The following is a 25012-nucleotide window of genomic DNA, read 5'->3' on the forward strand; positions in this document are numbered from 1 at the left end:
TCAAGAAGAGCTGAAAAACGGCTTCATATAGTCCACCAAATTCTCAGGTAATTGGTAAACGCGATTTTTATAAGAACCTGTATAGGGAAATTGAAATTTTCTAAGTAAACGATTGGCAGCATCACTGGAATGAATATTGAAAAATTCTCGTAACTGTTTGTTGGTAATGGTCGGTCCAACTAAGTATCGATAATCTTGTAAGGCTTCAGCGAAAATTTCTACGCTTGCATAGTGGCAGTATGAACATTTCCAAATCCCACGAGCAAAATGCATTTGGGTTTTGTATTGGCATTTTGGACAAAGCACGCCTTGTCGGAATCGTGAAGAATCAAGAGAAGCCGGAATTTTTGATGGCTGATGTCGACTGAGAAGTTGTTGAGCAATTTGTGTTAGCTGTTCTTCGCTTAAAATAGTTTGTGTATATTTTTTAAACAGGGATTGAAGATGTTTTTGAAGTCCTGAAACATGGAAAATAGGGATTGTGTTTGGATGACTTGCTATGATAGCGGAGGGGTTGGAAATAACAACTGCGCCCTCGATGGGGAGAGAATAGTTTTGGCAAATAACTTTAAGAAAATGCATATGTCGTTGGGTCTGAGTAAGTGCATTTGGAAATCCTTCAACAGTACCATCTGGCTTTGTTCGGATACACTGATGAGTAGTTTCGTCAAAATCAAGGCGTCCGTTAATATTTTTAATTTCAACTACTAGCATGAAATTCCGGCAAATGAAGAGTGTATCGAGTTGATGCGAATGTTGTGCCGAATTCTTCAGAATTAAATTATGTAATACTAAAAAAGTATAGGGACATATTAATTCAAGCCATTCACGGTCAACTCTCCTTTCACCAGCAAAGCCGGCATCGAATCGTCGAAATTGCTCATTATAATAATCAAAATCAGGGTCCTCATCGAACAACCGCCGTTTTAAAGCTTCAAGCCACAGTAATTTTACGGGCTTTTTTCTAATAGCAATAGTCAAGTATAGTTACCTCCTCTAATTTTTACATCGTATTGTACCTTAAAATTTATACCTGTCCAATAAAAAATAACGATGCAAACACATCTGCATCGTTAAATGAAGTTCAATCATTTTTTAGTTTTGGCCGTTCTTTCATATCGTTTGAGAAGCGGTCCAATAACTTATCTAAAGTGACACCCTCAGCTAGCAATTCGGCAAGCAATTGTTCGGCATATTTCGAGCGTTTTATCTTGAGCTTCCCTTTTAGCAGGACAGAGATGTGCTCACCAATTTCTTGAACTGTATGTACGGCAACCTGGAAAGGAGCAGGCTCATTATCTGGAAATGAAATAACTGCACGTACATTAAAGACAGTAGCATTCGCTAAAAGTTCATCAAAAGTTGAACGATATTGTCGGTCAATAAACAGCTCAAGAATCCAAGATTGATGGCTATTTTCCTGGTTAATAATAATACCATCGACTAAAGGGAAAGGTTGCTTGCCTTCTTTTGTGACAAGGTCAAAGGAAAGCATCTTAAATGTTTTCATTATGTAATATCCTCCTAAGTCGGTCATCCTTTTTAGTATAACATATTCAATTAGCCCTGTTATGGAAGGGTCCATGCAGTTTTTTGCGCATTCAATAAAAACTGCGAAATTGCATATTTCATCAATTAGCATTTGCAACTACAGGGAAAAGCATTCAGCTCAAAAAATCATTCAATACTTGAAAAGTAAAAGCCTCAATTTACCCAATTTATGATTAAAAACTGAAGGAAATGATAAAAATCGACTTTTGCCAATGCTGAATTAATTTTTGTATGATGAGAGCAATCAACAGCAAAGGAGGTGAATCAATGAACCAAGTCGGACTGGTCGGAAGGTTAACAAAGGATCCAGAGTTACGACACCTATCTGAAAATCGAGTGCAAACACATTTTTCACTAGCCATTAATCGCAATTACAAAAACAGTCGTGGGGAAGTGGATGCTGACTTTATTCTTTGTTCAGTTTGGGGAAGGCTGGCAGAGCATATCGTCAAATATTGCGGAAAAGGCTCATTAATTGGGGCGAATGGTCGTATTCAATCAAGATCATTTTTAAATGAAAATAGCACAAAGGTTTTTATAACAGAAGTAGTCGTAGAAGATGTCCGATTTTATCAGCTTAAGCCAAGGGATCGTGATGGGGCTATTGTATTGCCAAAGCCAACTGATGAGCAGGACGGCTTAACCGATTTTGTACTACCTGATGTAGAAGTACAATTACCAGTAGTATCGCAGTCCTAAATGGTACATACGGGGCAAGTGCAAGCTGTCTGATCCGCCATTTTCCTTCTATACTTGCACCGTAATCAATTTAGAGAGGAATGATGTATACCTTTCAAATAACGTAGTTCATTGCTGAAGACCGCTCAGCAATGAGCCTTAAATACAACTAAATATTAATATGAAGTAAGTAGGGAAGAAGTAACAGCAATGTCCGCTGAAAAAAAGAGCGCCAAGAACGTTTTGCTCTTGGCGCACATATATAAATCTTTAGAAATCGAGCGTCATTAAATCACGAAGTTCATCATCTTCTAATTCAGTTAACCATTTGCTTGATTGAATTAGTTCTTCTGATAATGCAGATTTCTGAGCTAGCATTTTATCGATTTTTTCTTCGATCGTACCAATAGTCACAAACTTATGCACTTGCACAAATTGTGTTTGACCAATTCGATATGCACGGTCTGTCGCTTGATTTTCAACAGCTGGATTCCACCAGCGATCTGCATGTAATACATGATTTGCAGCTGTTAAATTTAGCCCTGTTCCACCTGCTTTTAAGGAAAGGATAAATATTGGGAAATCTCCTGCCTGAAAAGCCTCAACTAAGCGGTCACGCTGCTGCTTAGGCATGGCACCTGTTAAGAACGGTGCATCAATATTATATAGTTCACTAAAACAATGCTGTAGTAATTGTCCCATTCCAATATATTGAGTGAAAATGAGGCATTGCTCGCCATTGTCCACAATTTCTGTAGCCATTTGCACGATACGTTCTAATTTCGTAGAACGAGTCAGCATTGATTCTGCATCCTCGAAAGGTTCTTTTAAATACAAGGCAGGATGATTACATAATTGCTTTAGCTTACTGAGCATCTTTAAGACGCGTCCCTTTTTTTGAAAGCCTGTTAATTGCTCGAGCTGATCGAGCGTCTCTAGTATATATCCTTCATATAGAGAGGCTTGCTCAGTTGTTAATGGGCAATAATCATGAGACTCTTGTTTATCTGGTAAGTTAAGCTGTAAGTGTGGATCACGTTTTGTACGACGAAGTAAAAACGGTTGAATTTTTGTACGTAACTTCTGTTTATGTGACTCAGACTCATCTCGTTCTACCGGTAAAATAAACTCTTCGTTAAAGCGACCGAAGCTACCTAAATAGCCTTTATGGATAAAGTCAAAAATTGCCCATAGCTCAGATAATCGGTTTTCCACCGGTGTACCTGTTAAAGCAATATGATGCTTACCATTTAATTTACGAATAGCTCTTGATTGGAGCGTTTGCATATTCTTAATATTTTGAGCTTCATCCAGTACAACCGTTGCCCAGTTTACTTCCTGTAAAAACTCAGCATCCTGAGATACAGTGCCGTAAGTAGATAAAATCACATGTGGTTTTTCTCTTTCTACTAGCTGTTTAAAAGCATCCTCCTTTGCTCGATTCGCCTGATAATGCGTATGCACAGTCAAGGAAGGAGCAAAACGGGCAAGTTCTTTTTGCCAGTTGCCTAACACTGAAGTAGGACAAATAATGATGGCTGGCTTTGTATCCTCAGTTGATTCATAAAGATAAAGCAAATATGAAATAAGCTGAACCGTTTTACCAAGACCCATATCATCCGCTAGACACGCACCAAAGCCTTGTTCGCGCATGAAGACAAGCCATTCGAAGCCTTCATGCTGATAAGGTCGTAATTCAGCCTGTAAAGGTGTAGGAACGGGTACTGTAGGAAGTCCTTTTTTCTCTTGAAGCTGTTCCATATAGGATTTAAGCGATTGTTGCAATTCAAATGCAAAAATCGGGTCATCCCGCATTTCATCATCGGCATCCTCTTCTTCAAGAGGTAAGGATAAATCCTCTGGTAGCTCACGAAATAGTAATTCGCGAACAGTCCAGCTTTCATCTTCTGCTTGCTGCATCAATGTACGCATCTCTTGCATCCAGTTTGCATCGACTCTAAACCATTCAGTACCTATACGAATGAATTCGCGTTTCTCTTCCACAAGCTTTTTAAATTGCTCAGGTGAAATGGACTGTCCGTTCATAGAAAACTGCCATTTGAATGTTAAGATATCATCTAGTCCAGCAACCTTCTTTGTCGATACATTGCCAGTACTTACACGAACACGCATTTTTGACTGTTTTAAATCTTTAAGCCAAGCCGGTAATACAACGTCAAAGCCGAGTGCCTGTAATCTTGCTAAATCTTCACGTAAAAATGTTCGAACTTGTAAATCTTCAAGCATAATACGGATGAAAATATCGTTACTTACATCTTCAATAGAAAGAAGATCTACAATTTGACCTTGTTGTTGTTCAATAGCTTCAGCATACATTTCCCATTTTGCTGGTAGAGCATCAGCGATTGGTAGTGATTGCTTACGCATAGCAGGCGTCCAGTAGTTCTTAGCTGTAGCCGTGCTCAGTACTGTTTCTAAAAGCCACACATCTGAATCTTCCTCAGGCTCACTTAAGCGTAGGGAGACTTTAACTGTACCTGCTTGTCGTTCCTGGTCTAATGGCCAGCCACCACGCAAGAAAAATGGTACTAGCTTTGGTAAATCAGACAGTATAAGACCTGCTTGAGCCAGTTTTTGCTGCACGGCTGTTTCTAATAAAGCTGTTTCAACACCGTCCAGAGGGAATGTTAGCGAAGAAAAATCATCTGCAATAACTGCATGTGACCAGAGCGATGGCTCCTGCCAATACGTTTGTAAAGAAGATGCTTTTTCTAGCAACAACTGACTTTCTGTGTTTACACCTTGCCATTCAATAAAAGGGTGTAGATAACGCTGTGAAAAAATATCAAGGAGCTCAGAAGTTGAAACCTCAATAGTAAGCTCTGAACGATTGGTTAATATCCCATAGACATTCGCTTCATAGTTAAAAAATAATGAAGAAATGAGTGAGTCTGCGTCCATTGCTGCACCATCAGCAGTAAATCCCTGTAACGTAAAATATCCTTCCTGTGCAGCATGAATACGAAGCTGTAATTTTTTTGAAAACGGGGAAGGAGCATTTATAGTCATCATACTAAGTTTCCTTTCTCAATTTCTTCTTGTAATGCACGGAGTCGTTTATACTCTGCACGAATGGTTTGCATATATGTTTCGAAATAAGCAGTTTTACCAGCACGCTTTGCTGCACTGCGCATACTTTTCCAAATTCGTACAGCCTGCTTATAGTTCAGACGAGATTTTTGTGTAATTTCAGCCATGGCATATAGATGATATAAGGGCAATACTGTTGCAGGAGCAACTTGAAGCACATCCTTTAATCCACACATTTCTAAATAGGAAAGGGAGGAGAGGTTTAGCTGATGAAGGGCTGCCCAATCACGATAACGTCCTTTTTTAATAAGGAAGAACGAAAACGGCTGAAGCCCGTAAACACCAAATGCACTATATAATATAGCTTCCTCTTCTTCTGTAAGCTGTATGTCTTCGTATAAAAGCTGGAATTGACGTACGTATTGAGCTCGCTTTACAACTGGCACAGTTTGCTGTAAAAAGACTTCGGTAAATGGTAGCATCGCACGTAAAATAATGGTTTGTGCAAGTGATTCACCAGCACGTTTTGCAAAGGTAGCTAGTTCAAAAAGGTCTTGCATTTGTTGTACATCAATATGAGCAATTCTTTCTTGTATTAAACTTTCTTTTTGTAGCAGTACATAAAATAGCAGTTGTAAGGACTGCAAAGAAATCTCAGATGAAGGATTTTCAAGGTTATTGATAAGTGCTAATTCCTGTTCGCGTCGTGGCTTTTCATAAAAAAGCACTGCCCAAAGCAGCATATAAATTTGTAGTCGCTCCGCAAACAATCCTTGTCGTTCCAATAAAAACTTCCTAACTAATTCCTGAATTGCATCATAGAATGGGTCAGTGGCAAAAAGTCGTGATCGGCCGGTTAGCTCGGTCAAAATACTTTCGAATGATTGGACACTTTGATCAATAAAATATTTCATATAAGGAGAATCCAACGAATGTCCTTTTGTCTCATTTAAATGACGCCATATTGTATTAAAGATCGATAGCTCCATAAAAAGCTTATAAAGTGGCTGCCACTCACGCTCAAACGGCATATGCCGTTGAAGTCGCTCCATTGCATCCGTCCGTATAGCAGAAAGACCATACCCTTCTAAAATACGCCCAGGTGGTAATGAACGTTTCATGACTTCATCAACCATCAATTTCCAACTTTCTGGACTTCGTTCTTCTGCTAATGATTTTAATTGCACTGATTTTTGCGCACGCCAAGCGCTTGACCAATTTTGCACAGAATCGAAATACTGATAGAGGGCAAGCAATGCACCAACTTGATGTCTGCACCATTTTAGCTGAGGACAGTTACAGCTCAACTCCTCTTTGGCAAAATCAATTTCTACAGAAGCAGGTCTGACATCCTGTACGCTTGCATATAATATAGAACTCGCTCCATTAAAACGTTCAAAGACAACTGATTTGTTCCGCACTGAAAAAACAGCACGACGCACTAGCTCTTCGTCTTCAGTAGAGGAAGGATGTAACGCCTGTTCAGCTTCCTGTAATTTGGCAAGGATAAATTCTTGGTGTTCCTTAGCTAATTGGGCAATAGACAATGCCATAACCTCACTCCTTTCAAAATGTATAGCTAGTGGGCATGTAAGTATAAAGAAAAAAAGACTGTCCTTCCATTATACGATTAAAATGCGTCCATGATAAGCCGAATGATTTGAAAGACAAAAATCAAGGAGAAGATAGTTAACAAGATAATTTATTTGTGTTAAAATCTGAATAATCAGATAAATAAGGAGGGATGAAGGATGATGCAAGTTCAATATATGAAGCCATTTTACACGAAGATCACTGGAGATAAACTGCGTCTAGTATTTGCTTATCAATATTTCTCTATATTAAAAGAGAATGAGATTTTCCATTTCATTCCCATTGAAGGTAAAGAGATGATTATCAACTTGAATACACAGCAAATTGAAAATATATCTGAGGTGTTTGTTTTCCAGAAAGGGAATCGTTTTATCCGATTGCCATTATATCAATTATTATTAATTACAAATGTTCATGATCATCTAGCACCGATTCTTGAAAGCGCTACGCCGAAGCCTCAGTTACCACTTGTATCTTCAGTGACTGTTGGCGAAGTAGATCAGCTCATTACAGAATTGGAGCAGAAAAACATTGATTATTTAATCGACCAGGCATTACTAGATCATAATAAAGATCTCTTTTTTGAACTACTACAACAAAAGAACCATCAACTCGGAGGTTTCGAAAATTGAATACACGGTATTTTATGTAAGCACCCTTTCTATTTAAGAGAAGTGGGTGCTTTTATCTTCAGAAAGACTTCCACCTCTGAAGGTGATGAGGTTCCTGCTGAAATAGGGAAACACGGGCTAGGAACTTCAAAACACCTTAGAAACCAACACATGCTGTCGCTACGCTTTCGCCAAAAGCTATCTAGTTGCTGATAGTAAGATTTCGCACAAAAACCACTGTTGCTGTCGCTACGTTAGCGCTACGCTTTCGCACAAAAACCACTGTTGCCCTAAAGCCGGGCACAATTACGCCAAGGTAAAATCGATATGGGTCTAAAGTCGAAATCATAAAAGCGGATGAGAAGCTATTACTATATAGGGCTTACTAAATTAGAAACGATTACCAAAATGAGTTAAAGAGAATGTCACAAAGACCGATATACTTATCAATAGGGGGTGGTGAAATGATGATTGGGAAGTGGTCAGCAACGGGGATGTCCATTTTAAATAATATGAATAGACATTACGGGGCAATGAGTAAGGCAATGCTTCGAATTTCTTCTGGGTATCGTATTAATAGTGCTGCTGATGATCCAGCGGGACTTGCGATTTCTGAAAAAATGCGAGCGCAAATTCGTGGTTTGAACATGTCTGCGAAGAATATTCAGGACGGTATTTCACTTGTTCAAACAGCTGAGGGAGCACTAAATGAAGTACATGATATGGTTCAGCGTATGCGTGAGCTGGCAGTCGAGGCGGCCAACGACACATTAACGGATAGTGATCGGAAGAATCTTGATTTAGAATATCAGGAGTTAAAAAAAGAAATTCAGCGCATCTCGAAGGATACGGAGTTTAATACGAAGACATTGCTAAATGGGGATTATGCTACAAATGGTATTAAAATTCAGGCAGGTGCTAACTCAGGTCAAAGTATCGAGCTGTTTATTAACGATATGGGTGCTGGAGCATTGGGCTTGGACGATAAGTCATCTATTGCAACTCGTGAGGATGCCGATAAAGCTATTTCCTCAATGGACGAGGCTTTAAAGCGTGTATCAAGCGAGCGCTCAAGACTAGGTGCCTATCAAAATCGTCTAGAGCATGCTTATAATGCGAATGTAAACACGGCAGAAAACTTACAAGATGCGGAGTCTCGCATTCGTGATGCAGATATCGCTAAAGAAATGATGAATATGGTGAAGGCACAAATTCTAATGCAGGCAAGTCAATACGTACTAGCGATGCATATGCAGCAGGCTCAATCCATTTTAAAATTGTTAGAATTCCAAAAAAAATGATGAATTTCAATTTTTATTGAAATTCATCATTTTTATTTAACTTCTATGCTTTTGTGAAAGCCTCTAATGCTAGTTTTGCTGTTGTCTCTGCGGCAGCTTGGAACGCTTGGACTTTTTGACGCATGTTTTCTTGGATGGTCGGTAATTGTTCAATTACTTTTACAGTTTGTTCGAACAATAACGTCCCGTCCCAGTTATCTACTTCAACATGTCCAACAATGGGTTGATCCATGATTTCAGCAAATGCATCGATTTTCGGATCGTAAGAAATCGCAATAAATGGGGTAGCGTAGATGGATGAGAAAATTAGTGAATGCAATCTCATCCCAATTAACAATTTAGATTGACCAATTACTGCAATTTTTTCTTCGATCGATAAATCAGCAGGGGCAATGATGCTCTTTTCTTGCATAAGTGCTGCTACTTCTTGTGAAGACTTTGCATCGTGCTCACCGTGCATTGGCAAGAAGACAATTTGTTCACCATGACGTACTAATTGATCGAGGCTGTTCGCTATCTTTTGTTTGTAATCTACTGTTGATGGCCAGTCACGAACACTTATAGCAATATAAGTGTTCGCTGATAAGGACGCATCTGCTAACCAATCAGTATGGAAGGTGCTACCGTTAAGGCCGATAACTGGATCCGGCACTATTAAAGACTCGTTTTTGACACCAATCTCTGTTAAAAGAGATTGTGAGGCTTTATCTCGTACTGTTATTTTTACCTTATTAAAGGCTTTGCGGACAATAAATTTACTTACAGGATGATTGATTGGACCCATACCTTGAGCGTAAACAAATACAGGTTTTTTTAACCATTTTGCTATTTGAATAACGCCCGCATAGTAAGGAATCGTCTTCATTCCTGTTTGATCTTGCATGAGGCTACCGCCACCACTGATGAGCCCATCTGCTGTTTTTAGCACTTGTTTGATTTCGTTCATTTTCCAACGATTCACGGCCTTCACACCATATGTTTTTTCAGTGGCCGCTGGATTATTCGATAATACCGTAATGTCTATATCAGGTTGACATTTTCTTAGAGCTTGGATAATGGAAAGTAGGATCGCATCATCGCCGACATTATCGAATCCGTAGTAGCCAGATAATACAACATGCATTATGACCACCTCGCGACTGCTTTAGAAATAAAACGGTAACCGATCTTGAAGATAAAGATAAATACTAATCCTACGACAAAACCAAGTATAACGCTATAAAGTGTACGTAATGCCGACACTTCAACAGGGATGTGTAAATGTGTAAAAGTATTAACGATAGACAAGAATCCAATAACGCCTGGTACTAGAAGGATGCTGCCCCATTTTCGATTAATGCCCATCACATATAGCGATAAAACAAAGAATGGGAAACCAATTAAAAATTCCTTCGTTCTTGGTCGAACATATAAGATGTTCTCAAGCCATTGTCTAAATGCCAATTCTGCATTACTAACGGAACCAGAGTTACCAGTTCGACTAATATAGAATAAACCTATAGCTGCAACGACCATTACCAGTAAAACATGCCAATATTTTAAATCTTTATTTAATAAAGTAACGGTATTCGAAAGTGTTTTCTTTAGATCTTGATCAACTAGACGGTTAAGTTCTAGTAGCACAAATACTAATACACCTGCGATTGGAACAACATAAACAAGCTTAACACCTTTAAATGCTTCAAAGCCTGTCATAAATGCATTGCCATTTAATAATCCAATGACAATAACGATACCGATGATGCTAATAGCTACTGCTTTTAAATATTGTAGTAAGATCGAAGCAATATTTTTAGAGCCCTTAGCTGCTTTAATGACTGCATACGTTGGGGCCATAACTGCAATAATTAATGCGAATGCTTGTAAGAAAAGTGTACTTTTCAGAAGGAAGTACGCGATGGCTAAAGCACTCATAAATAAAACTGCTGCTATACGAAGTGGCATCCATTTCACTAGTTCTGAGATAAGGAAAGTAAATACGATACCTGCTAATAAGACAAGTGCTGTTACCCATGTTGGGACTGTAACAACATCAAATAGTTTTGGCGTGCCAGACTTGAAATGATTTGGCATTTGTTCTTGAACGCCTGTTAAATATTTAATTGTTTCATCTAAATTTTTCTCAGCATTACCTTTTGTTTTAATATGATAGAAGATAGATCGAATATTTCGCTCTTTCACAGCGCGTGTTGTACGATCAATGCTTGCATTAAGCTTTAACTTTGTTTCTCTGTTTACATTGATGCTGTGCAAGCGGATCATATTATAATCAGTCATTTTGGCAATTTTGTCTTCACCCTTAAGGGGATTGCTTTCAATTGTGTAGAAATAATAGCCTGCATTACTTAGCTGTTCAATGTATGCATCACCTGATTTTTGACCAAATCCGATTGCCTCATCCCCTGAACCAAGTAAACGGCCTGCTGATGCATCTTTTAATTCAAGCAATTGCTTAACGGTCTTATCGTTGGCTGCTTTATTGTCTGCATTTTCTACTTTAAAGATGAGTGACAGATCATGCTTGTTGATCATCTCAACTGCAAGCTTATCGTAACCGATTGGTGTTTTTAAACCATAACGATGGTTTGAGCTCGGAAGATAATAGAAAGACTCATCTCCAATTTGTACTTCTTCTGGCTTGATGCTGTCTTTAATAAGCTGTTGATAGCTTGCGTTTTCAGGAACGCTAATATAGTATCCGCTCTTATTGACATCTATAGCATCTTTATATGGTGTGAAACGTAGTTGTGCCGCTAGATCATTTTCATCGTAAATGGAAATCAGGCTTTGATGTTCCATTTCTTTTAATGTTAAAGGCTCAAGGCTAACTGTTGTAAGCCCTGCATTTTTTAAAGAGGAAAGGATTTTATCCATTGTTAAATCGCTTTCCTTGTTTACTACTTGAATTTCATCATAAGGAATCACTATTTCATAGGCATCATTTGCTTGCTCAGCATTCCACCTCTTCATGATTCCAGGTGAAGACACGACGAGCAATAGGATGACAATTCCCCAAAGCCATTTCTGTTTCGACATAGATTTTCTACCTCTCTTATTTATGACAACCTTTTTCCCGATAATCGGAATTTTCTTTAAATCTTCTTCATGAATGGCATTCATTAGCCATAATAATAGGAAATAAATAACACATCCAATTGCAATTGCAACAGCTAGATAACCCATTGCCCACAGTCTTGACCAGTTTTCAATATCCAACCAAAGTGTAGGTAAACCGACTGCAGCTCCCATTAGGATAGAAGATAGGATGATTTTGATCGTATCTTTCCCCAATACAGTGAAGCGAATTGCACGATAAATAAAAATAGAATTTACAATAAATAAAACAAAGTAAACAAATAGTGTTGCATAGGCAGCCCCATCTAATCCGAACGCTTGGATAAAGAAGATGTTTGAAAATACCTTTAGTACAACGCCACTAATAATGATGATGGCTCCTGTTTTGGCAGCATTCATCCCTTGTAAAATACCTGTACCAAGTAGTGTCAGAGATGTAAATACAGAGCTAAGGTTAATAATCGCTAACATTAAGCTTCCCTCTAAGTCTGTGAAAAGAGCGAGGTTTAAAGGTAAGGTTAATGCTAACAACCCTAAAGCAGCTGGCCAGGAAATAAGATGTGTAATACGGTGTGTTCGCTCAATGATCCCTCGTGTTTCATCTAATTTACGTTCGGCTAGCTTTGTCGTAATTAGTGGAACAAGCGGTAATATGATAGAGGAAGCAAAAACAGTTGTAATTTGAACAAGCGTTAAGCCTCGACCATAAATCCCGTAAAGGAAACTAATTTCACTTGAGTCAGCACCAGCACTTCTTAAGCCGTACGTTACTGTAAAGGAGTCAACAAAGTTAAAGAGTGCCATTGTGACAGAACCGATGGCAATCGGAATCGATATTTTTAAAATTGTCTTACCCCAGAGTGAGAAATCGTTAAATTTATATTTCTCCTTGCTCGTTACTTTTACAGATGAACGGAAATATTTAAAGCGTAAATAGAAGAGTGATGCAGCAGCCCCAATGACAGAGCCTGCCATAATACCCCCGGCGACAATGTCGTTGGAATAATCCATTGCAACTAGGAAATAGGCAACAATTAAAATTAGAGCAACACGCACTAACTGTTCAATTACCTGAGAAATCGCAGTCGGACGCATATCCCCATAACCTTGGAAAAATCCTCGATAGACGGCCATATAAGGAGCAACGAGCAATGTAAGAGCAACAACAATTAACGCAATTTTCGTTGACGGGCCCCCTAAAGCATTTGCGATTTCAGTTGAAAAGCCATAAATGATAGCAAAACTTAAGACGCCAAAGCATAGTGCTAGGATGCTTGCTGTAACATAAATTTTCTTCACTTGATCTGTTTCTTTTTTTGCATTGGCCTCCGCAATAAGCTTCGAAATGGCAATAGGGATTCCAGCAACCGATAAATAGAGTGCCACCATATAAACGGGATACACTAAACTGAATATACCAAGAACCTCATCGCCCGCTATATTTTGTAGCGGAATTCTGAAAATACTACCGATGACTTTAGAAAGTAGCATAGCAACTGTTAGGACAAGAGTACTTTTGACAAATGTGGACTGACTCATTTTGGTGCTCCCTGACCTTTAAATTTCAATGCGAAAACTTTTAAAGCAAATCGAGGAAGGACAAGCATTCTTCCAAAACGACTTGGCTGACGAAGCAGTCGGTAGAGCCATTCGAGATTTAATTTTTGCCAAATCATAGGAGCACGTTTGACTGTTCCTGCAATGACATCAAAGGAACCACCAACACCCATAAATACACCTTTGCTAAATTGACCTGAATTTTCAGTGATCCATTTTTCTTGTCTTGGCACACCTAATGCAACAAATACAAGGTCAGGCTGTAACGCAGCAATTTCATTTGCAATATCATTTTTGTTCCAATCAAAAAATCCATCATGATAGCCTACTACGTCAACATTTGGATACGTTTGATTAATATTTTTTACAGTCTTTTCGAGCGTTTCATTTTGCGCGCCTAACAGATAAATCTTAAAGCGCTTTGTATTGCCGACTTCTAAAAGTCGTACCATCGTGTCGTAACCCGTAACACGCTCAGGAAGCGGATCACCAAGTATTTGTGCAGCTTTCACAACGCCAATACCATCTGCACAAATGTAAGTAGCTTGCTTCAGATAATTCATGACAGTAGGATTTTCATTTGCCTGCATCACGACTTCGGGATTTGCTGTAATAACGAATGTCTTTTCTTCATGTTCAATACGATTAACGAGTAAATCAACAAACTCTTGTTGTTTACTATGTAAAAAGGGTACGCCCATAATCGTTACATGCTTCATATAGTGTTCAAACCTTTCTTTTACCTTTTTTACTGCAATCTATCATACCACAAAAGCAATATTGACAGGAAATTTTCGGTGATTGATGGGCATTGCGTCAGGAGAATAATATTGAGGGAGTTGTGAAGAGAAAGGGAAGGGAAAGTTGCTATGGCATATTAGGCTTATCACTAAAAATGAGGGTTGATTTCCGTTCCGACTGATCGCTTTGTTGCTGCCGCTTCGCTTTCGCACAGTTAAAACATTTGCCGCTGCCGCTTCGCTTTCGCGCAGAGCAGAGCTTCCTGGGCACGTCCGATGAGCCGCTTCCTTCACTCCGTTCAGTCCAGAGTCTCGGGCCAACAGATGTTTTTTGCGCGAAAGCGAAGCGGCAGCAGAGGGTTTTGGTTTTGTTTGTGCGAAAGCGCAGCGATAGCAACAGCACCGATGTTGGTCACGAAGGCGTTATCACAGGATGTGATGGTTTTAGCCTTCGTTCCTCTAAAGCTGATCCCCAAGGAGTCGACCAGTCTCCACTCCAATCAACTTTTTGCACAGCGCGTATATTTCCAATTGTATGTTCAATTTTACAGTGATGTATCTATTAAAATACCTTTCAAAAGACGGTGAAAGTAATAAGATGATATGGTAATATAATCCTTAAAATATGAGTTTCTTCTATTATATATAGCATATAAATATTATAAAGTAATAAGCGTATCATCATGGGGGAATTCAAAAAATTTTAAAGGTTTTAATAATTAAAAGTACATAAAGAAAGAGTGCGAATCATTTTGATTCGCACTCTCCTGTTTTATAAACTTATTTTGAATCAAGTGACTTATTATTCACAATATAATCACCAAAAACCCATCCTGTTTTACCATTATAAATCACCTTATACCAGTTACCGTTTTTTACAAAATCGCCATTAGCATCTACAACACCGATGATAAAGCTCTTTGGTTTTATAGTACCTAAAATGGTAGACGTAGTAGATGGTTCGCTTCTTACATTTAGCGTGATGTTCATATCGACAATCTGCAATCCATTTTTCAGACTTACATAATCTTTAAATAGCCAACCTTCTTGTCCATTCACTTTAACTTTGTACCAACCGCCATTTTCACCGAGCACAGTGAACGATGTATCCTTTGGTAATTTCGTGATGATCGAAGAAGCATCCGTTGTATTCGGATAAGTTCTCATATTTAAGTCGTCAACCGTAGCCTGTCCAGTAGCCTCAGCTAAAGCTGTATCTACCGCATATTGCTTGGCAGGAGTAGGTAACGAAGTAGGGGAAGACTGGTTTTGATAAACAGGAACGTCAAATACTAAGTTAGTTGTAGTATTGGCACCCGTTAATTCATACATGTCATAAATCTTTTGCGCTTGGAGCACGGCCCACATAACATGTGTTGCATACTGATGGACCGTTGGGCTTTCAGGATTCCAGCGCATTTTATACAATGTGTCCTGCCCTTTACTAATATATTGATCTTTCACAAATTGTGCCCCGCCAATAATCGCATCCTTGATCGTGAACCATCCATCTGTATAAGCTCGTTCAGCCCCAAATTTATTGGCGTTTGCATCAATAGCGCCAATGCCATATACATTGTACGTTGTCTTAATAGCAGTCAGGCTATTTCGATTTTCAGTCGTGACCATTACTGCTTTACCGTCTTTATCAAGACCAACTTCAATACCTTTTGCTAGTGCTGAAGCGCCATTGCCTGTTTCATGCAATGCATGTGATAACAAATAGATGGCATTGACATTGTGATCAACACCGGCCTGAATAAAGGCGTCTGCTGAATCAACTAAACTTCCTTTATTAGAAAGAACTTTTTCGTTGATTGTTTTTGCATTTAGATTCGTAACAGCCGTCGATAATTTTAAGAATTGATAAAAGGACGGACTATCTTGAATAAAACTTTTAGGGTGTACATAGTATGACACTAGTGCCTCGCTAGCTGTGAAAACGCCAGCACCATCTACTTTTGGATTATTGCTTGCCTGTTTACTCACCACAGCCTTGTAGTCCTGTGAATAGTTAGTAGTAGTATATTGCTTGCCACCAACTTCAGGTGCCTTTAAATGTATCAATCGATAGAGTACAGTAGCTGACTCAGCACGTGTTGCTTGGGCAAGTGGCGCAAATGTATTGTTCGGCTTACCAACAATCAGCCCTAACGACACGACTTCTTGTACATCGGCATAGGCCCATTTAGCGATACTAGTATTGTCAGTAAACTTAAGCGAGGAGGAAGTCGTCTTGATGTTTTTGTAATCGAGAGCTCTTTTTAGCATGGAAGCCATTTGCTGACGATCAATTTTATCATTTGGATTAAACGTTCCATCTGCATTGCCTTTGACTAATTGATAGTGACTCGCTTGCTTTATGACACCATAATACCAATCTCCTTCACGTACATCCGAGAAGTTCGGTTTCGTAGATACTTCTGGTAAGTTAAGTGCTCTTACGAGAAATGCGGTGAATTCAGCACGAGTGACGGAATCGTTCGGGCGATAATTGCCTGAATCATCACCTTTCATTAAATCGTGTGTAATAAGATAGTTCATTTCATGGTAGGCCCAGTGCTTAGAAATATCTTCTGCTGCTACATTTGTAGGTGCGAAGTAGAACATCGCAATAAGCATGGCCCCGAAAATCGAGAGTTTACCTTTCATTCTTTAAGCCCCTTTCAATAGTTGATAAGATCCTATCAAACTATTAAAAGTGTAGCATAAAAATAGGGAGTCTATTGTTACAACATGGGAACAGGTCCATTTTTACCGTAATAAAAATGAAGGAAAATACATTCCTCCTTTGGAAATCGCGTTATATATTTCTGTTTCTTTACAATTATGACTATTTATTTACGGAAGTCTTTAATATTTGACAATTTCGTATCTATTCCAGAAAATGCTTGGATAATGTTGAGAGTCAGGTATAATAGGTAATGGTTCTATATGTTACCAACCTGAATAAGGTAAAAATATTGGTTTATAGTGGATACCATAATATAACCGGTAATAAAATCTTCTATATCTAAATTTATGTCATAATGCTTGAATTTAGAGAAAGATAGTGTTATATTATTGTGGAAAGTGAATAAATTTACTAGAATGGTATTCTGATACTGTTTTTCTGGTGAATTTTACTAAAAAAATTTGCTTAGGTTTTTTTTATTATTCAAGGAAGCTATAATACATACATTTAGGCAAAGCAGTACTATAGTTTTCGTTAGGATAATACCAATTTAAAGGAAATGTTAGGGAGGAATACAATAATGGCAAAGCAAAACAAAGGCCGTAAGTTTTTCGCGGCATCAGCAACAGCAGCACTTGTTGCATCAGCAATCGTTCCTGTAGCATCAGCTGCAGAATCAACTACAACAATCAAGGACTTCGACAAGGTAGCACCTTACGCTAAAGAAGCAGTTCAAGCTTTAGTTGACGCTGGTATCATCACAGGGGATGAAAAAGGAAACTTCAACCCAACTAAATCAATTACTCGTGCTGAAGCAGCTCAAATCTTCACTGGCGCTTTTGAATTAGAAGCTGAAGGTACTGTAGATTTCAAAGACGTTAAAAAAGACGCTTGGTACTATGATGCAATCGCAGCTACTGTAGAAAACGGAATTTTTGAAGGTGTAAGTGCAACTGAATTCGCACCAGCTAAAAACTTAACTCGTTCAGAAGCAGCTAAAATTCTTGTAGAAGCTTTCGAATTAGAAGGTGAAGCAGATCTTAAAGATTTCGCTGACGCTTCAACTGTTAAACCATGGGCTAAATCTTACCTAGAAGTTGCTGTTGCAAACGACATCATCAAAGGTACTGAAGTAAATGGTAAAACAAACCTTAACCCAAATGCTTCAATCACTCGTCAAGAATTTGCAGTAGTATTCTCTCGTGCTCTTGACCTTGAAGTAGATGACGCTGTAAAAGTTGATAAAGTTGAAGTAGTTGATGCTAAAACTTTAAACGTAACTTTAACAGATGGTACTAAAGAAACTATCACTTTAGAAAAAGCTTTAGAGCCTAACAAAGAAACTGAAGTTACTTTCAAAATCAAAGATGTAGAATACAAAGCAAAAGTTACTTACGTTGTAACTACAGCTACAGCTGTTAAATCTGTATCTGCAACTAACCTTAAACAAGTAGTAGTAGAATTTGACGGTAAAGTTGATCCTGCTACAGCTGCTGAAGAAGGCAACTATGCTATTACTGGTACTAACGATCCTGTAGTTGATACTGCAGTTGTTGCTGAAGATGGTCGCTCTGTAACGTTAACTCTTAAAGACAAGTTTGAGAACCAATCTGAATATAAATTAACTCTTAACAACATTAAAGCTGGCGATAAAGTTTTAAATGAAAAAGATTTAAAATTCAAGCCTCTTGACAATACAGTACCAACTGTAGCTAAAGTAGAAGCTTTAGGTAACAAAACTGTTCGCGTACACTTCAGCGAGCCAGTTAAAGCTGCTCAAACATCACACTTCCAAATTGATGGTAAAGTAGTTGTTGGTTCAATCCAAACTAACTTAAACACTGTAATCATTAAATTATCTTCTGCTTTAACAGATGGAGAACACACTCTAACTGCTGAAGGTACTGAAGATTTCAATAACTTCAAAACAGTGAAAGCTGACACTAAATTCAATGTTGTTGAAGATAAAACTGCTCCAACTGTATCAGTTGTAAGTGCTTCTTTTGAGAAAGTAGTTCTTAAATTCTCTGAGCCAGTTGAACAAGTATTTGCTTCTAACATCTACTGGATGCAAGGTGGAACTAAAAAGCAAGCTTCTTCTATAAAACAACTTGCTGATGATAAATATGAATTAACATTTAATAATGACAATAAACTTGTTTACACAACAGATTTATTTGTTACTAACGTAAAAGACTACTCTGGTAACGTTATTGATAAAGATACAAAAGTTCAAGTAACACCTGTAATCGATCAAACTCGTCCAGAAGTAATTAGCTCTACATTTGTTAAAGATTCTAACAACAAACAAATCACTATCAAATTTACAAAATCATTAGATACAGATACAGCTAAAAAAGCTGCTAACTATGTAATTAAAGATAAAGATGGTAAAGTACAACCAATCTCTACTACTGTTAATGTATCTAAAGATAAAGAAGTAACAATTACATTACTTGGTACACTTAAAGATAATACTGATTACACATTAAGTGTAAATGGTGTAGCTGATAACACTACATTGAAAAATGTAATGCTTCCATACACTACAACTTTATCTGTAAAAGATGTAACAGCTCCTAAATTACTATCTGTTACTCGTTTAAACGAAAAACAACTTTATGTTGCGTTTGATGAAGCAATGGCTACAAGTGGAGACGGTAACATCGTTGATGTTGAGAAATATACTGTAACTGGTCCAGATAATAAAAAGTTAACAATTGCATCATTTAGTGTGACTCAAGATTCAAAAGGAGTTATTCTTAACTTCAGTAATCCAATTCCAGATGTTACAAACCCTCTTAACCCTAACTACAAAGTAAAAGTACAACTAGTTAAAGATTTAGCTGGAAATTACTTAGAGGGATTACACGCAGAACAAGTTGTTGATACACAAAAGACAACTACTATTGAATCAGTTAAAGCTACTGCAAAAAATAAAGTAGAAGTAGAATTCAAAAACCCAATTCAATCATTAGTTCAAGGTGATTTCACAATTACTGGTTCTGAAATTGCTCATAATGAAATTTCTACTGACGGTAAAACAGTAACTTTCACATTAAAAACAGATTTAAAAGAAGATGCTAAGGATGTTAACTTAACTGTTAAACCATCTCCATCAACTCTTGATGTATTAGGTAAAACTATCGCAAGTGGAGTAACAGCTGTCGCTGACAAAATCGCACCTACTGTTGATACTGAAAAGAATATAGTTGCTGTTCAAGGCACAGACAATAAAATTCAAATCACTTTCAATGAAGCTGTTAAACTAGATGGTAAACCTGAGTCAGATTTCATTGTGAAAAATGCTCTGAAATCATCAAATAATACAGTAAAAGTAGATAAAGTAGAATTAAAAGATGCTACAACTAATGCTAAGGGTGATGAAGTTAGTACAACTATTATCTTAACTCTTGCTGAAGGTTTAACTTCTGCTACAGTTGAAGTTAATGATGCACGTTTCATTGAAGATGCAGCAGGTAATGTCATTGCTAAAATTGCTCCAACTTCTGTAGAAATGGATACACAAGGTGCAGCAGATGCGCTTAAAGGTGCAAAAGCAGCTTTAAACACTGCAATTGATGCTGCAGTAGCAAAAGTTGGTACTGATGGTACAGCAGCTGGTAATAAAATCGTAGGATCTACTGCTACTTTCGAATCAGCTATTAAAGCTGCAAAAGATGTTGTAGGTAAAGCAGATGCTAAATTACAAGAATTAAAAGATGCAAAAACAACTTTAGATAATGCTGTTACAGCTTATGAAGCTGCTACAGTTGCAGATATTACAGGAGATTTAAAAGTGCCAACTCCAGCATTAACATTGGCTACTCCAGGGACTACAGATAAAGGTACTATTACAGGTATCGCAGCTGACACTGGTGAAACATTAAACGTAACATCTTCAAGTGCAAATGTTGTAGTTGATGCTGCAACAGGTTTAGCTGTTACTGGTAAAGTTGCTGGTGATGCTGACATCACAGTACAAGTGTTAAAAGATGGTAAAGTAATTAAAACAGGTACTGTAAAAGTTACTGTTACTGCTAACTAAACATTACTCTATTAGCTGATTGATTCAGTGAAATGAGTTGAACTGAAAACCCCGTGTCTTGTATTATGCAAGACACGGGGTTTCTTTCTATCTGGCTACTTTCAATTGATAGGTGAAAGTTCTATTCTTGTAAAGCAGTTAATCTACTAGTACCTATTCCTCCTGCAATCAATGCTGCACTGAATCAGAAAAAGGGATGAAGTCTGATGAAATAGTACTCGGTGATACCGGGGCGGGAACTTTAAAAGGTTTCTATGGTAAAGTAGATGAATCCATGTAGGCGGGGTAAGTTAGTATATAGTGTAAAATTAAGCTAGAAAGCTCATTATAAATCCTTTAGACTTACTGCTTTAGTGGTTCGAAGAATTGACTGTTAAATTGGCCTTTCTTATACCTGGATAGTGGGAAACCTAAGAAAATAAAAAGAGAGATGGTAGTGGTTTCACAGTAGTGCGAATGACTTCTTTAATTTCTGGTCATTCCCTTTGGGAAATTGAGTGATGCATTCGGGTATTTGGTTTGAGTGACTAACTCAGATGTTGAGAGAGAGGGATTAGATTAATGGTAGTAACCCATAGAAAACCTTGATTGGCTAATGGCCTTTCAAAGTTTCTTTTTTTGATGAGCTATCTATTGCCCAATAACTCCTTTCTATAAAGAAAATAAGGATAATCATTGTAATCCTAATACGATGTTAATCAAATAATATAGTACGTACAACAACTTTGTTTTTGGACTTAGCCTGATACAGCTTAGGTAGTCAACGTATATTTTATGATAGAAAATATCAATAATATAAATAGAGTTAGGAGAAGTAGGTTCCACAGAATTCTCGTATGACTTAGTAGGTAATCTTCTATCAGATTGGGAAGTAGCGCAGTATATACAGAATGTTTTTCCACATCAGATAAAATAGCCTGATAGCAACATTGAAAGGGGTTAAATCTCGAAAAAGTTACGAGGTGTAAGTTTAAAATAACGCAAATTGAATACTTACATTTGATTTCTTGTAAGCACTTTTTAATTCTATTTTCAGGACAGTGCATTGAGGATACCAATTCTTTATTACTCCAAAATCATTTTGTTCAATTATACAACGAAGGTAAAGGAAGAAATTGACTAAATCTCTTAAAGTCTTATCGTATTAACGATAAATAACAGACATAATCTCCTCGTCTATTTCATCAACAAATTCAACTACTTGTTCATCTTCAAGGTTTTCCACAATCTTATCTTCCACTATCGAAGAACACCTCCTCTTATAAAGATTCGACCTATTTTTCTTTTATCTCATGAGAATGCTTTTATAATTGTTCCATCAATAGCTCAGTTTTGTAATGAAATAAGCTTTTTAAATCTTGTTTTTATTTTTAAGCATATATATAGATATGCATATTGATTATATTTTGAGTGAATATTTAAACTTTTCCTTTTATATAACTATCACATTTTAATTTATAGGTTTAAAAAATATAAATTTGGTAAATAACTATACTAATTTATTAACCTGAAAGGAGTTTAAAGACTAAAAGTGACACAGAAATACTGGGAAAGCACTCGAGAAGATATCCTGATATTAACAAGAAAAGTTATAAATGAATATTTATTGAGTTTAAAGTTGACTAATAAGGCAGAAGCCACTATTACAAAATATCGATGGATACTAGAGAGATTCTTTTCGGAGTGTTTAATTTCTTTAGAAGAATTAACATCGGAGGATGTACTTACATGGTTGAATAAGTTTTCAGCTGGCAAAAATACGAAAACATTAAATCTCTTTTTATCAACTCTTTCTTCATTTTTTCGATTTTGTCTAGAGGAAGAGTATTTAGAAAACATGGTAATGAAAACAAGGTGGAGACTTAAATTACCTCAAGGATTACCAAACTATTTAACTGAGCAAGAATATGCTCAGGTGAAATTGGCCGCAGAAAAATTGCCTCTTCGTGATCGAGCGTTAGTTCTTTTTCTATTTTCTTCAGGATGTAGGAGGGCAGAAGTCGCGAAACTATGCATTGAAAATGTTAATTTGGATAGCAGAACAGCTGAAATACTAGGAAAAGGGAATAAATATAGACCAACACATTTTTCAGTGGAATGTGCCATTGTTTTAAAAGAGTATTTACTAACTAGAACATATGAAAAAAGATCCTTTATTTTAAATTTGGTAATCAGCTTAAATCGAAATGGATCTATAATGTTGTTAAAAAGCTAGAGAAAATGGCAGCCTAAGAATGCCTAATATTAAAAAAAAGCCTCTATCAGTCCAAGTAAGAACTAATAGAGGCACTAGCTAAGAAGTAAAGCCGATACTACAACCTGAATACCGATTAAGATAAATCATCATCGGTTTCCTGAATCTTGAAGTTCTAAAATAAAAAGAGAGTAAGGAACTGCCCATCTTCAGCAAGGACTAGGCAAAGATTAGCGATTTCATGGGTACAGTAAATTTTATAAGGAACAATACCATAGTCCAAAACTATCGTGTTTTGCAACAGTGTTGTTAGAGTATGTTTATTTGTATTATAGAAACTCCTGAAAATCAAATCATAAGCCATTTTCATTCATTTTAAGAATTTACGGTTTATGTTTATTTTCGTGGGTATCATTTTACATGATTTTTATTGATGATTTCCTGTACTGTAGTTTTAATATGGCGATCATATTTTATATCTTTAAAAGTACCAGTGTAAGTCTTTTTATGAGAGCCGGTTTTTATATCGAATAGTCCGATAGTATATTCACCTGAAGCCTTACCATTAGCAATAGTTCCATCTAAAGTCATATAGGCATCGTGCGCAGTAGCAAATCCTGTACCACCGTTTGATACTCGAACGGTATGCTCAGAAAAGAAGTCTCGAGTATTATCTAGGTATGAATTAAAGACAACATCACTTACAAGTTCCTTTGAGGAATTGGGTTGATCGACTTCTTGATAATAACGGTCTTCCGAAATAACTTCTAAATTAAGAGTTTGTAGATTCACAAAATAGTATCTTTCTGCAAAATCATATGTTGTAATAGAAACTGTTTTCGTTTGATTATTCCAATCAACCTTTGCACCAAGTGCTTCACTAATAAAACGAAGAGGTACTAGGGTTCTACCATTAATAATCTGAGGAGCAACGTCTAAAGCAATCTTTTGCCCATTAACAGTGGCAGTTTTGCTACCAATTACTAAACCAATTTTTTTTGTACCTCGGACAGCTGTAATCGACTTTGTTTTTGCATTCCATTGTACTGTTGATTCTAATTCCTCGAAAATTGTTCGCATTGGTACTAAAGTTCGTCCATTAACAGATACTGCACCTTGGTCAAATTGTATAATATCACCATCAATTTCTACTTTAATAGCAGTTGCAGCCTCTGCAGAAGGGGCAAATGAGAAACTAATTAAACATAAAATAAGTGCTAGAGTTAGTCTAGATGTAATTTTTTTGATCACTTTAAATCTCCTTTAATCCTAATTAAATTGGGTAAATAATAGATTGATTGTCAGCTAATAATGCTGATTTAAACCGACCGACCCTATCCCTTCTATCTTTGTAGGGTGTGAGCTTGTTTGAAAGGGGTGGTTTAATGAAGGACTTTTGATAGTCAGTTTTGAGGTGACTTGAAGCCTAATTCTACTGCTGGTTGTTGGTGCTTTTACTTGACTTTGACAAGTAAGTGGGTTCTTTGCGGTTCCTTAACGCCTTGCAATTATTTCTTCTAATTCTTCATTTATGTATCTAACCTTCCACTAACGTTTATTGTATTTATTATATAAGTGTTCCTCAAGGATAAGTATTTTCCTGCGTTAGCACGATTTACCTATATGGTGCTGTAAGAAGCACTTTTACCCTAAATCGTTTGTGATGTGCGTATTATATTGGTATTAATATCGAAGAAGGATGGTCTATTTGTTTATTTGCTAAGTAGACAGTATTTATATTTATCGCTGATACGATAAATAAACCGTAAAAAACTGCTAAGGCAAAAAACAAATATACTGGTAATTCAGTAACTGTATACTATAAAAATAAAGATCATTATGTAGCAGTAGATAATGGTACCGGGGAAGTAATAAAAGTTTCGAATTTAAATGATTCCAATTGGAAGTTTGATCCTAATTATTCAAAGTAAAAGGTGAT

The 25012-nt window shown here is 37.1% G+C and carries 14 protein-coding genes and 2 pseudogenes; 6 read left to right on the plus strand and 10 right to left on the minus strand.

The annotated features are described in order from the left end of the window. Together ACFTQ7_RS14245 and ACFTQ7_RS14250 are read right to left on the minus strand one after the other, a co-directional pair. Positions 1–981 carry a nuclease-related domain-containing protein gene (locus ACFTQ7_RS14245; RefSeq protein WP_386829517.1) on the minus strand — a complete coding sequence of 327 codons (981 nt, stop codon included), beginning with the start codon at positions 979–981 and terminating at the stop codon, positions 1–3. A gap of 103 nt (positions 982–1084) precedes the next feature. After that, positions 1085–1510: a YwpF family protein gene (locus ACFTQ7_RS14250; protein WP_386829519.1), complete on the minus strand. Its 426-nt coding sequence runs from the start codon at positions 1508–1510 to the stop codon at positions 1085–1087. Positions 1511–1818: 308 nt separating this feature from the next. Here ACFTQ7_RS14250 and ACFTQ7_RS14255 point away from each other — a divergent pair, with 308 nt between their 5' ends. Beyond that, positions 1819–2250 (plus strand): single-stranded DNA-binding protein, encoded by a 432-nt coding sequence (locus tag ACFTQ7_RS14255; RefSeq protein WP_386829520.1) that lies wholly within the window; start codon positions 1819–1821, stop codon positions 2248–2250. 249 nt (positions 2251–2499) lie between these two features. Here the strand turns inward: ACFTQ7_RS14255 and ACFTQ7_RS14260 are convergent, their stop codons facing one another. Beyond that, positions 2500–5262, minus strand: coding sequence for a DEAD/DEAH box helicase (locus ACFTQ7_RS14260; protein WP_386829521.1), 2763 nt, complete (start codon positions 5260–5262; stop codon positions 2500–2502). Beyond that, positions 5259–6833 (minus strand): hypothetical protein, encoded by a 1575-nt coding sequence (locus ACFTQ7_RS14265; RefSeq protein ID WP_386829523.1) that lies wholly within the window; start codon positions 6831–6833, stop codon positions 5259–5261. The genes ACFTQ7_RS14260 and ACFTQ7_RS14265 overlap by 4 nt, the downstream gene beginning before the upstream one ends. Positions 6834–7031: 198 nt before the next feature. On the opposite strand from ACFTQ7_RS14265, the gene ACFTQ7_RS14270 reads away from it, so the two are divergent. Next, complete coding sequence (locus ACFTQ7_RS14270) at positions 7032–7505, plus strand: transcriptional regulator (RefSeq protein WP_197139708.1); 474 nt, start codon at positions 7032–7034, stop codon at positions 7503–7505. Between the two features lie 446 nt (positions 7506–7951). After that, positions 7952–8785, plus strand: a complete 834-nt coding sequence (locus ACFTQ7_RS14275) for a flagellin N-terminal helical domain-containing protein (RefSeq protein ID WP_386829558.1) — start codon at positions 7952–7954, stop codon at positions 8783–8785. Positions 8786–8828: 43 nt separating this feature from the next. Here the strand turns inward: ACFTQ7_RS14275 and csaB are convergent, their stop codons facing one another. From csaB to ACFTQ7_RS14300, 5 genes and pseudogenes are all read right to left on the minus strand, one after another. Continuing rightward, on the minus strand, positions 8829–9908 hold the full coding sequence (csaB, locus tag ACFTQ7_RS14280) for a polysaccharide pyruvyl transferase CsaB (RefSeq protein WP_386829526.1): 1080 nt from the start codon (positions 9906–9908) through the stop codon (positions 8829–8831). Next, positions 9908–11821 carry a DUF5693 family protein gene (locus tag ACFTQ7_RS14285; protein ID WP_386829560.1) on the minus strand — a complete coding sequence of 638 codons (1914 nt, stop codon included), beginning with the start codon at positions 11819–11821 and terminating at the stop codon, positions 9908–9910. Before ACFTQ7_RS14285 ends, csaB begins: the two co-directional genes overlap by 1 nt. Positions 11822–11851: 30 nt before the next feature. Then, positions 11852–13399 (minus strand): annotated as a pseudogene (locus ACFTQ7_RS14290) (putative polysaccharide biosynthesis protein); the annotation flags it as partial. Beyond that, a complete protein-coding gene (locus ACFTQ7_RS14295) occupies positions 13396–14136 on the minus strand; it encodes a WecB/TagA/CpsF family glycosyltransferase (RefSeq protein WP_386829527.1) in 741 nt (246 codons plus the stop codon). The gene ACFTQ7_RS14295 and the pseudogene ACFTQ7_RS14290, both read right to left, overlap by 4 nt. Before the next feature lie 801 nt (positions 14137–14937). Continuing rightward, positions 14938–16809 carry an S-layer homology domain-containing protein gene (locus ACFTQ7_RS14300; protein WP_386829529.1) on the minus strand — a complete coding sequence of 624 codons (1872 nt, stop codon included), beginning with the start codon at positions 16807–16809 and terminating at the stop codon, positions 14938–14940. A 602-nt stretch (positions 16810–17411) separates the two neighbouring features. Here ACFTQ7_RS14300 and ACFTQ7_RS14305 point away from each other — a divergent pair. Beyond that, positions 17412–20879 (plus strand): S-layer homology domain-containing protein, encoded by a 3468-nt coding sequence (locus ACFTQ7_RS14305; protein ID WP_386829531.1) that lies wholly within the window; start codon positions 17412–17414, stop codon positions 20877–20879. A gap of 1531 nt (positions 20880–22410) precedes the next feature. Next, a complete protein-coding gene (locus tag ACFTQ7_RS14310) occupies positions 22411–23094 on the plus strand; it encodes a tyrosine-type recombinase/integrase (protein ID WP_386829533.1) in 684 nt (227 codons plus the stop codon). A 390-nt stretch (positions 23095–23484) separates the two neighbouring features. Here ACFTQ7_RS14310 and ACFTQ7_RS14315 read toward each other — a convergent pair whose 3' ends face one another. Then, positions 23485–24324 carry a copper amine oxidase N-terminal domain-containing protein gene (locus ACFTQ7_RS14315; RefSeq protein ID WP_386829535.1) on the minus strand — a complete coding sequence of 280 codons (840 nt, stop codon included), beginning with the start codon at positions 24322–24324 and terminating at the stop codon, positions 23485–23487. A gap of 560 nt (positions 24325–24884) precedes the next feature. Here ACFTQ7_RS14315 and ACFTQ7_RS14320 point away from each other — a divergent pair. Beyond that, positions 24885–25004: pseudogene (locus ACFTQ7_RS14320) on the plus strand (colicin E5-related ribonuclease); the annotation flags it as partial. Positions 25005–25012 lie beyond the last annotated feature (8 nt).

Source organism: Lysinibacillus sp. NPDC056959 (assembly GCF_042674095.1).
Taxonomy (GTDB): Bacteria; Bacillota; Bacilli; order Bacillales_A; family Planococcaceae; genus Lysinibacillus; species Lysinibacillus zambalensis.